A 10906-nucleotide genomic window follows, 5' to 3' on the forward strand; every position below is an offset into this window, starting at 1 on the left:
GTATGTTTGCAATAGGCTAATTGTGTTAGAGAGGTGTCCAATGGCTGAGATCGTCCATCCCTTTTACGAGTCGCATCGCGGTGCAATGGAGGCCGCCATGCACCATCGCCTCGACCTTGCCGAAGCGATGTTGTGCGAACGCGCGCATCTATCCGATATTGATGGGATCAGGCAGGAGGTGATGGACGAATTCGAAATCGTGCTCACCCAAATGACCTATGTCGGAGGCGCGGCAAGTCGTATGAGCGATTTCTTCATGCGTCTCATGGGCTTTATGGCCATCAGTCGAGTGCTCCGGCGACACGGCGTGTTGCTGTCGGTAATCGGCGAAATCGAGCGAGAAACCTACAAGGCGCAATTGCTCACCGTGCCCGAAGCGGAACGTCTCGCCTCGGGGCGTCAATTCATGTCGTCAGAAAATCAGACTTTGCTGCGCGAGCAGGCTACAAAAAGCGCTACGAAAAGCCATCAGAAAGAGTTCCCGGAAGATTTCGTCTACGATTTCGTCGAACCGGGCCCGGGCGACAACTTTGAATTCGGCATCAACTACAAAGCTTGCGGCTTTTGCAAATTCGCGGCTAGCCATGGAGATAAAGAAACTTTGCCGAACATTTGTGGGCTTGATTTCGACGCCTATGCAACACGAGGCATCCACCTGGAAAGGACACAAACGTTGGCTGGCGGCGCGAACCACTGCAATTTCCGATTCTCGCGGCTCCCGTCGGACTAGGACGACGTACGTGCGTGCTTCGGGTCATTCGCGTCGCGTTTGACATATCTCAGCGTAACGATGAAGTAGCCAGCGTATCCGCCGATAAAGGAGCACAAGACGAAACTAAAGACCTTTCGTGGAAGTGGATCGTCGTCCATCATATTTGAGCCAGAACGACCATGCGCCATCTTGGAAGCCAGATTGACATGGTGGTGGCTGAACACGTCTCTCCGGCGCGACGTCCGCTTAGAGTAGTCGTTGTGCCTTGCGATATCAGGGATTTCCATGCTCGACGATTCGCTCCCAATCCGAAAGGATTCCATGACAGCGAGCCAACGCTGGACCATTCTGGTCGCCAGTACTGGGGGAGCGCTCGAGGTATTCGATTTCGTCATCTTCGGATTTTTCGCACGAACCATCGGCATGGAGTTCTTTCCATCACGAACTGCCATGTCGCCGGAGACCTTGTCGTTTACGGTGCTGGCCATTGGCTACCTTTCCAGGCCGGTGGGAGGCATCTTCCTTGGCCGGTTAGGCGACACGCATGGCCGGCGCTTAGTCTTCGTGTCGTCCGCGATGATCGCCTCCGTTTCGACACTCCTCATTGGAATACTCCCTACATACGCTGTATGGGGCGCGTCAGCCCCGGCGCTTCTTCTCCTGCTGCGGCTCATCCAGGGTCTCTGCCTCGGGGGTGAGCTGCCAGGAGCAGTCGTCTACGCCGTTGAAACCGTGCGTGGAAGGTCTGGTGTCCTGTGCGGCATCGTGTTCGTCGCGGTCAACCTTGCGTTGCTTCTGGCGACGAGCATTAATCTTGCGGTGCAATGGGCGTTCACACCCGAGCAAGTCCACGCGTTCGGATGGCGGATTGGCTTCCTGCTTGGTGGGATGGTCGGGCTGTTGAGCTTTGCCCTGCGCCGCACCCTTGCGGAGACCGACGAATACGCGCGGGCCATTGGCGCCCGGCATCGCGAGCCTCTTGCCGTCCTGTTTCGCAACCATTTCGCTCGCTTGACGACAGGCGCTGCCGCGTGTTTGCTGGTGGGCGCGTCGGGTGGCATCTTTATCGGATTCACGCCAAGTTATCTGCAAGGGCTTCAATACGACGCGCAGCAGATCGCGAGTGCCCAGACGCTGTACCTGATCGTCATGGCAGTCTGCATTCTCGTGACGTCGTACGTTGGCGACCTGTTGCCGCGCCGTTATGTTTTCAGGTCGGGAGCCGTCTTGTCCGCGCTGTTCGCACCCTTCTTCTTCATTGCGGCCGCCCGTCACTACGCCAGCCTGTCTGTGCTGTTCCTGATGGGCGGCGTCTTCGCTTCGCTCGCCAATGGAACCTTCGCGTGCGCGATTGCCGAAATGTTTCCAGTCGACGTCCGATTCAGCGGCGTTGCCACGGCCATGAATCTCGGTCTGGCCACGTCGCTGGGACTGACGCCGCTCGCGGCGAATATCCTCGTTTCCAGTCTGCACTGGACGTCCGCGCCCGCTCTCGTCATTGTGTTGTGCTCGGCGCTCGCATTCGCGGCTTCATTCGGGATGAAACGCGAACGACCGCGCGCCGACGTCGTCGATGCGAACAGGAACTCGCGATGGCAGGAGCGCAGATGAACACGCCAGAATCCGTCATGATTGCGGATGTCGAACTCAACATTCAGCGCTACGAATTGCGCCGTGCAGGTGAGAAGATCAGGCTTGAGCGTCTGCCGATGGAGTTGCTGATCCTGATGGCATCCCGTAACGGGCAACTCGTCACGCGTGTGGATATCGTGCGAGCGCTGTGGGGCACAAACAGGTATCGAGAAACGGACAACAGCATCAATACGGCGATCCGGAAAATTCGCGTCGCGCTTCATGATGATCCAGTCAACCCGCAGCACGTCATCACGGTGAAGGGCAAAGGCTATCGCCTGAATAACGTGCGGCCCGTGTCGGACGAATCGGTACCCGCCCCGCAGGAAGCCGTGCGGATACTGGTCCTTCCGTTCGAAAACCAGACCGGAGATACCGGCCAGGACAGTTTCTGCGACGCGCTGGCCGACGAAACCTCGGCCAATATCGGCATGCTCGATCCGGAGCGCATCCTTGTCATTTCGAGGACGACTGCCGCCCGCTACCGACGGGTCAGCAAAAGTATCGCGGAGATCGCGCGCGAGCTGTCGATCGACTACGTGCTGGAAGGTTCGCTGAAGCGGGAGGGTGTGAGGATTCGCATTCTGGCGCAACTGATTCGTTGCTTCGACCAGGTGCAGATCTGGAGTTGCGCGCAGGAGCCCATGGCGAGCGGGGCACTGGAAATCCAGAAAGAGGTTGGAACGGCGCTCGCCCGGGAGGTTTCGCCAGCACTCGCGGAACAGCAGCGGCACAAGCTGGCGAGACGTTTGCCCGTCGATCCTGCGGCGCACGATGCCTACCTGCGCGGCCGCTACTACTGGACCCGCCGCGTGCACTTCGATGCAGGGTTTGCCGCGCATCACGCGTTGAGCGACGAGGACTTCGTTCGCGCGCGCGGCTACTTCGAGCGCGCGCTCGAACGGGACCCGACTTATGCGCTCGGGTATGTGGGGATGTCAAATGTCCTCGGCTCCGCGGCGACACACGGGCTCTGTGCACCGTCGGAGGGCCACCCGAGAGCGCGGGAGGCGGCGCTGCGAGCACTGGAGCTGGACGCCGATCTTCCCGAGGCTCATCAGGCGCTAGCCGGCGTGCACTACTTCTATGACTGGGACTGGCACCGGGCAGAGGATGAGTTCCTCGAGGCGTTACGGCTCAACCCAAGCCACGCTGAAACGAGCCGCCTGTATGCAAGACTCCTGCTCGTGCTTGGGCGGGAAGCGGAAGGCAGGGCGCAGTTCGAGCGTGCCGAAAAGGTCGATCCGCTCGGGTTCGAAGGGTCACGCGTATTTGGGCTCGTACAGGCGGGCAAATACGACGAAGTGATTCGGGAGTGCCTGAACACTGGACATGGCGACCGCTCCCCGCTTGTCTACCAGCTACTGGCAACCGCATATGAAGAGCAGGGTCAATACCAGGGGGCTGTCGAAGCGACCATCGATGCGCTAACGCGATGCAACGAATTCGCCCGCGCAGAGACTATTCGCACGGTCTGGGACTCCGGGGGCTACAAAAAGGTCCTGCAATGGTATTTGCAGGACTTGATGGCGAGGCATCAAAGACGCTATACGTCGCCGTTTCTGTTTGCGGAAATTTACGCGAGGCTCGACCAGCCGGTCGAGATGTTTCATTGGCTAGACGTTGCGCTTGCCGAACATTCGCCGCGCCTGTGTGAACTTCGTACGAACGCATGGTTCCATCGCTATCGGTCGATGGGACGGTTCCGGATTGTCGAAAAGCGTATTGGCTACTGAGCTTCGGAGCAAAGCCCCATCACTCGGCGGGCGAGTCCCGGTCGGATCGGCAGCCGGCCACCGTCAGGCGCGCGATGAGTGTTTTCGTGGGCACTCATCGTGCGGGACGGCGGTCGCGCAAAGCCGTTGCGCGGCACTCAATGGTGGCGGAACGTATTGTTCACAATACGGCTTTGCTCGCCGGATTGCTGGGAGTTGCTGAGGTCCGGGTAGACCTGTTGCCGTGCTGGACTCATTGCCATTCCCATTTCACCTCTTGACGCGTCGACGACGCCACCGACATCCTGGGCAGACGGTGCGGTTCCCGATGGTACGGGCTTGTCTTGTGCCCACGCGTGCCCGAGGAACATGCCGATGGCGCAGATCGCCACGATTCGAATCGTTTTCATGTTAACTTTCTCCTATCCATAAGTCTGGAAACGCTCAGCGGATGACTGGCCGTAAGGCGATCCCGGACGGTTCCCGCGAGAATGCGGCGTCGTGTTGCTAACGCTTGGTCAATACTGCGATCAGACCGCCTCCTGCGCCATCGACTCAATCTAACGAAATTGTTAACGCGTGCCAGATTGCGGACCTCCTGCTTGAAGGACCGCGCGCATCACCCGACTCGATCAATTTCGCGACATTCGCCCGTCGCGCGGATAGCACCAGTCGCACAACTCGTCTAGCATGCTATGCGCGCTTCCTGGTCTGACGCAGGCCTCCGCCCGAACAGGTGCTGAATGAAAAGCAACGGTCCCTACGCCAGCGCGCTTGTTGTCGCCGGCATCGCATGCGTTGCCGCACCCGCGTTCGCGCAGAGTAGTGTCACGATGTACGGGATTGTCGATGCCGGGCTCGTTTACCAGAGCAGCCAGACGTCGCTCGGCTCGACGGCGAACGGCCATTCCAACATTAAGCTTGGACAGAACATCTGGAATGGCAATCGCCTGGGATTCAAGGGGCAGGAGGATCTGGGGGGCGGCACACTGGCCGTGTTTACGCTTGAGTCTGGCTTTAACCTCCTTAGCGGCACCCAGCAGTTCGCGAATGCCGGGTTCAGCAGGCAGGCGTTCGTCGGTCTGGACAGTCGGAGCTACGGTACCCTCACCGCAGGCCGTCAGTACACCTCCTACTATTCCCTCGTGGGTCCGTATGGCCCGACGACCTGGATGACCGGTTATTTCGGAGCGCACGCCGGGGACATCGACAACCTCGACGTCATATACCGCGTCAATAACTCGCTCGTCTACAAGTCGCCTGTGTTTTACGGCGTCACCGTCAGCGGTTCCTACTCGCTCGGCGCAGTGCCGGGCAGTTTCACCCAGGGTTCGAGCTGGAGCGCGGCGCTGCGGTATTCGAATGGACCGCTAGGCGTCGCTGCAGGTGTCGAGCGATTCAACAACTCGACGCTGGGAGGCGGTGCATGGGGGGCAAACTCGACCTTGAACTCGGGCGGTCAGCCTGGCGTGTCGGCCCTCACCAATGGCTATCAGACGGCGGCCGCTCAGCAGCGTGTCGCGGTCGCCGGCTCCTACGCGTTCTCTCCGGCGTGGGGCGTGTCGGTGTCCTGGTCGAACGTTCAATACATTCCGGGCGCGGGCTCGGTGTTCCGGGATGAGGCGATCTTCAACACGGTCGGCGCCGTGCTGCATTTTCGCGCGACCGCGGCAGTCGACCTGGCGGCGGGCTACAGCATCACGCGCGCGACCAGAGCGAATGGCGTCGCCAGCGCAGCGCAGTACCAGCAGTTCAATCTGGCGGAGTCGTACAACCTGTCGGCGCGCACGATGCTGTATGCGCTGCAGGGCTTCCAGCGTGCGCATGGCCAGACACTGGGCACCGCCGGCGCCGGCAACGTCATCAATGCGACCGCGACGATCGGCGACGGCTTTAACGCGGCGCCGTCGTCGAGTCGCAGCCAGCTTGCATGCGCCATCGCCATATCGCACCGGTTCTAGATCTCCCACTGCAGTGCGAGCGACATGCCTCGCTTGATCTTCAAGCTAAACGCTAAACAATGATCGACTCCCGGCCGAACGAAGTTGCGGATTCTGCAAAATACTCCGCGGAAGGCGGATGTTGCATACAGCAGCAACTTGCAACGCTTTTGAAGGAGCAGAGATTCCATTTAGAAGAACTCTTGCATGAATCATTATGCGACGAAGGTGGTAGTGGGCCAGTTCCTGTGTGCCTGGCGAAGCTCGGACCCCGTCAGCGCTGGGCGATGACGATGTGTGCCTGGATCTTTCCGTCGACGGAGCCCGCGCCAAACCGCTCGGCGATCGCCCTGGCGCACGCCGACGTAGCCTCAGTCATACCTGCTTCAGAACGGGCTTCGATCTCGTTGCGCAAGGGCGTTCCCTGGCAATAAGCAATGGCCGGCACCCGTGCCGATGCCGCGCGACTACGCGCTGCAATCGTCTCGAAGCGAGGCACCTCACTGAACCCCGCCTTCGCGAGGTCTTGCGAGATCGCTGCCAGGTCGAAATAGCCGTGCGGCGTGCGTGCCAGGAAAAGTGGAGGATCTGCGGGAAAGAGGCTGGCAAGTGTCGCCGTGACAGTATTGGCGAACTCATTTTCCTCGATGCGATCCCAGGCATTGAACAACAGCGTGCCACCGGGCCGGAGCACGCGCCGTGCTTCGGACATCGCGCGCGCTTTGTCCGGGAAGAACATCACGCCGAATTGGCAGACGATGATGTCGAAACTCGCGTCGTGGAACGGTAACTGCGTCGCGTCTGCCTGTTGCCACTTCACGGGCCTTCGGGTGCCGACTGCCGCGGCACGATCCAGCATCGGCTGATTCAGGTCCGTCGCGACCAGGTCAGCGTGCGTGGGCAATGCATTCGCCAGCGCGCGGGTCACCACGCCCGTGCCGGCGGCGGTCTCGAGCACGCGCGACGGATTGAGAACTGCCACCCGATTCGCGAGATCGGCGGCGTAGGGTTCGAAGATCAGCGGAACGAGGTAACGCTCATAGAGCTCGGGGATCGAACCGGCGAAGAGCTTGTCAGTACCAAACCTATCCATGCGCCTGCTCCTTCTATCGCACTTGCGGCAATCCCGGGCGCCAGGTGTCCAGGAACGCTCGTGGTCAAATAAATAGTTCAAGGAAATGAACAATTCAGAAGAATCCGACGAACATGATCGGGCCAGCCCGCGCGAAAACCGGGACACGGGGCAACGCTTGAACAATGAGCTAGCCTTCCATCTATTTATGCCTATATTCAACGTGGAGCCTGTCGAGGTTTTGGCTGAGCCTGGAATAGCACCACTGTCCTTCTCATCGAGGTCGAAGGCAAGCGGGGCTCATTTCGTCATCCAATATATCGATGGGGCTTGATGCACTGCAGCTAGAGTGACACGGAGATAGATGATGGCAACCCCAACCTGGAACATTAGCGGTCAATACTATGAGACGTGCAGTTGTGACTACGTCTGCCCATGCCTCCCTGGACAGATGGCAGTCAGACCGAGCAAGGGCTCATGCACGTTTGCCATGGCATTCCAGATCGATCGCGGCCAGCACGAAGCGGTTTCTCTCGATGGCCTCGGGTTCATCGTTCTCGGATTGACACCGGAGGCGATGGGAAAGGGGAATTGGTCCGTGGGTCTCATTGTCGACGAGCGGGCCAGCATGGAGCAGCGCGACGCGATCACGGCGATTACCAGCGGTGCGGCAGGCGGACCCATGGCGGCTCTCTCGCCCCTCGTAGGATCGTTCGTCGGGGTCGAGTCGGCGGCGATTCGCTTCGACCGTAATGGGACGAAGTGGTCTGTCACATCGCCGAAACTCGTCGACATGGCCGCTGAGGGTGCGATGGGCATTAATCCGAACGCGACTGAGCCGCTTCATTTGGAGAACACAGGTCATCCGGCCGCCGATCGCTTAGCGCTTGCCCATGCCTCGCGAAGTCACGTCCACGCGCTTGGCTTTGAGTGGGACGACCTCAGTGGGCAGAACAACGGCCAATATGCGCCTTTTTCCTGGCAGGGTGCGTAAGCTGGCTGCCTCTTCTCGCGCATCCAATCCTGGGTCAGTCGCGGGCCTCTCGAGGTGCGACCGCATTCTCATTTTGGGTTACGTTGCTGCCGTCACGGTGCTGTCGTGGGGGTATCTCTTCTATCTCGATCATCAGATGTCGTCGGCAAGACAGCACGACAAAATGATGATGGAGATGGGTATGTCAATGGCGATGCCATGGACGACTGCCGACATTTTCTTCACGTTCGCGATGTGGGTCGTCATGATGGTGGGCATGATGGCTGGATCGGCACTGCCCGTAATGCTTCTTTTCGCAGGGGCACATGCTCGACGGGGCGGAGGCAGGGCGCCGTTCATCGTGCTGATCTTCGGCTTGGGTTATCTGACCGTGTGGGTTGGCTTCGGCGCATGCGCGACACTTGCGCAGTGGGCACTGCACCATGCCGCAGTGCTGTCACCGGAGATGGCGGCTTCAAGTCCACGGATAGGCGGTGCGATTCTTTGCGCGGCCGGCGTGTACCAATTGACGCCGTTCAAGCGAGCATGTCTCATGCATTGCCAAAGTCCCCTCGGGTTTCTAATGACTCGCTGGCGTGATGGGACGTCCGGCGCGCTGCGGATGGGAATGCGTCATGGTGTGTACTGCCTCGGGTGTTGCTGGGCGCTGATGTGCGTGCTGTTCGTCGTAGGGGTGATGAATCTTGTCTGGGTGGCGACGCTAGCGCTGTTCGTTTTCTTTGAAAAGATCGGACCAGCAGGCGCCGTTGTGGCGCGCGTGGCCGGCGCGGTAGTGATTTTGGTCGGGGTTCTGCTCTTCGCCGGCATTCTTTGAAGCTCTCCTTCTTTTTAGTTCCACCGAGGACTGTGATGGGTGGTCGCACGGCGCCTGTCACATGGGCGGCATGCGGCCGAGCCCGTGTCAAAACGCACGCCGCTTTGGCTCAGTGCAAAAGGCGGCTTGTCAGAACGCTTTATATAGGCCTCGCGGCACCTCGAGAGGGGTAAAGCGACCCCCTAAAACCTGGTGATTTTGAGTTTTGACACGGGTACGCCGGGAGACCGGCAAGGAGTAAGTGGTGCAAGTCCACTGCGATGAAGGAATAGCGGACCACATCGGCCCCGAGCCGTGCGCAGGCATCCGCGAGGATACCGGTACATCGCCGCGCGCTGTAACCGCCGCAAGCGCCTCGCGTATAGCGGCTTCGTACGGCATGGGAGTTTTGGGGGCCATCCAGCTCCTATTAGTTACCTGCTCCGGACAGTTCACCCACAGACCCGGACAGGTTTTTCGACGTGGTTCTCCTATACTGATTTTAGCTTGCGGATCGGTTACAGGCGGCCCGACGCAGGTGTGTAAAGGTGAGTAACGCTGCCGCCCGGGATCGGAGACAGGCAATGACACAGGCCAAAATGAAGTCCGCGCTGGATGCTGTGCTTAAACAGACGGTCGAGCGCCACGGCGGCGTCCCTGGCGTGGTGGCGATGGCCACCGACCGCCACGATAACTTCTACGAAGGCGCTGTCGGCACCCGCGAACTGGGCAAGGACAGCCCGATGACCACCGACTCGGTGTTCGCCATTTTTTCCACCACGAAGGCCCTTGCGGGCGTCTGCATGATGCAACTGGTGGAAGGAGGGAAAATCAGCCTCAGCGACCCTGCCGGCAAATACGTCCCGGAAATCGACGAGTTGCAGGTTCTCGATGGCTTCGACGACAACGGCCAACCCAAAACCCGGCCTCCGAAACGAAAGATCACGGTCAACGACCTGATGCTCCATACCTCGGGCTTGTGCTACGAATTCTTTAGCGCCGACGACCTGAATTACCGCGCGGCAAAGAAGATTCCGACCATCGTGTCCAGCACGTTCGCGGCCATTCGCACCGTGCTGCTGCACGACCCTGGCGAGCGCTGGACCTACGGCGTCAATATCGACTGGCTGGGCCGCATCGTCGAGCAGCAGCGCGGAAAGCGCCTCGGCGAAGTGATGAAGGACCGCATCTTTGACCCGCTGGGCATGAAGGACATCGCCTTCACCATGAGCGACTCGATGGCACAACGCCGCGTCACCGTCCATGACCGCGCAGCGGACGGCCGAGTGACTCCGTTGCCCGATCTGGTCCTGCCGCAACCTCCCGAGATGGACTGCGCTGGTCACGGTCTGTATGCCACGGTGGGCGAATACATGAAGTTCATCCGCATGATCCTGAGCGACGGAGCCGGGCCGAACGGTCGCGTACTGAAGTCTGAGACCGTGACGGCCATGAGCCGGGATGGTCTGGTCGATATGGGTATCTCGGTCGGCGGCTGGGTCACCTCGATCCCGTCACTGAGCAATACCGGCGAGTTCTTCCCGGCTCTCGACAAGGGCTGGGGTTACACGTTCATGATCAACCGTGAAGATGCGCCGTCGGGGCGGCCTGCTGGTTCGCTCATGTGGGCGGGCCTGGGCAACCTTTTTTTCTGGATTGATCGCAAGAATGGCATCGGCGGCTATTGGGCCAGCCAGATCCTGCCATTCCAGGATGCGGCTTCCTACCCGGGGTTTGTCGAATTCGAGACCGCCGTCTACCACTATCGGTGAATCGGATGGGAGGCACGCCGGACCATGCAGTCCGGCGTGCCCTGCCGGCGAGCGGCTCATCTTGAGATGCCAGACCGTAGAGCGTGCCCTGAAGCTCGGCAAGTATTGGAGTTCGAATTGCCAGCAGTGCTCACTAAAAGAGAAGTGCACGCCGGGACCTCAACGCCGGGTGACGCGCTGGGAGCACGAGGCAATTGTCGAGGAAATGCAGGCGCGACTTGATCATGCGCCTGAGATAATGCGTATCCGGCGGCAGACTGTCGAGCATCCGTTCGG

9 protein-coding genes and 1 pseudogene are annotated in these 10906 nt (G+C 59.9%); 8 read left to right on the plus strand and 2 right to left on the minus strand.

The window, feature by feature from the left end; genetic code table 11:
• Nucleotides 1–40 precede the first annotated feature (40 nt).
• The 3 genes from JWR14_RS35610 (at nucleotide 41) to JWR14_RS35620 (ending at nucleotide 4080) form a co-directional block, all read left to right on the plus strand.
• Nucleotides 41–730 carry an L-2-amino-thiazoline-4-carboxylic acid hydrolase gene (locus tag JWR14_RS35610; protein WP_299718896.1) on the plus strand — a complete coding sequence of 230 codons (690 nt, stop codon included), beginning with the start codon at nucleotides 41–43 and terminating at the stop codon, nucleotides 728–730.
• A gap of 303 nt (nucleotides 731–1033) precedes the next feature.
• The gene (locus JWR14_RS35615) at nucleotides 1034–2323 is read left to right on the plus strand and encodes an MFS transporter (RefSeq protein WP_299718898.1); all 1290 of its coding nucleotides are present in this window, start codon (nucleotides 1034–1036) and stop codon (nucleotides 2321–2323) included.
• A complete protein-coding gene (locus JWR14_RS35620; protein ID WP_299718900.1) occupies nucleotides 2320–4080 on the plus strand; it encodes a winged helix-turn-helix domain-containing protein in 1761 nt (586 codons plus the stop codon). Before JWR14_RS35615 ends, JWR14_RS35620 begins: the two co-directional genes overlap by 4 nt.
• A gap of 137 nt (nucleotides 4081–4217) precedes the next feature.
• On the opposite strand, the gene JWR14_RS35625 is transcribed toward JWR14_RS35620, so the two are convergent.
• Nucleotides 4218–4469: a hypothetical protein gene (locus JWR14_RS35625; protein WP_299718902.1), complete on the minus strand. Its 252-nt coding sequence runs from the start codon at nucleotides 4467–4469 to the stop codon at nucleotides 4218–4220.
• A 333-nt stretch (nucleotides 4470–4802) separates the two neighbouring features.
• Here JWR14_RS35625 and JWR14_RS35630 point away from each other — a divergent pair, with 333 nt between their 5' ends.
• Nucleotides 4803–6020, plus strand: coding sequence for a porin (locus JWR14_RS35630; protein ID WP_299718904.1), 1218 nt, complete (start codon nucleotides 4803–4805; stop codon nucleotides 6018–6020).
• Nucleotides 6021–6273: 253 nt separating this feature from the next.
• Here the strand turns inward: JWR14_RS35630 and JWR14_RS35635 are convergent, their stop codons facing one another.
• Nucleotides 6274–7092 (minus strand): class I SAM-dependent methyltransferase, encoded by an 819-nt coding sequence (locus JWR14_RS35635; RefSeq protein ID WP_299718906.1) that lies wholly within the window; start codon nucleotides 7090–7092, stop codon nucleotides 6274–6276.
• A gap of 346 nt (nucleotides 7093–7438) precedes the next feature.
• On the opposite strand from JWR14_RS35635, the gene JWR14_RS35640 reads away from it, so the two are divergent.
• The 4 genes and pseudogenes from JWR14_RS35640 to JWR14_RS35655 all read left to right on the plus strand — a co-directional run.
• Entirely contained in the window at nucleotides 7439–8065 is a 627-nt protein-coding gene (locus JWR14_RS35640; protein ID WP_299718912.1) for a DUF1326 domain-containing protein, read from the plus strand.
• Between the two features lie 73 nt (nucleotides 8066–8138).
• Nucleotides 8139–8879 carry a DUF2182 domain-containing protein gene (locus JWR14_RS35645; protein WP_299718908.1) on the plus strand — a complete coding sequence of 247 codons (741 nt, stop codon included), beginning with the start codon at nucleotides 8139–8141 and terminating at the stop codon, nucleotides 8877–8879.
• A gap of 563 nt (nucleotides 8880–9442) precedes the next feature.
• The gene (locus tag JWR14_RS35650) at nucleotides 9443–10630 is read left to right on the plus strand and encodes a serine hydrolase domain-containing protein (RefSeq protein ID WP_299718910.1); all 1188 of its coding nucleotides are present in this window, start codon (nucleotides 9443–9445) and stop codon (nucleotides 10628–10630) included.
• Nucleotides 10631–10667: 37 nt separating this feature from the next.
• A pseudogene (locus tag JWR14_RS35655) lies at nucleotides 10668–10906 on the plus strand (transposase); the annotation flags it as partial.

The sequence above is a fragment of the Caballeronia sp. genome (assembly GCF_028292365.1).
GTDB lineage: Bacteria > Pseudomonadota > Gammaproteobacteria > Burkholderiales > Burkholderiaceae > Caballeronia.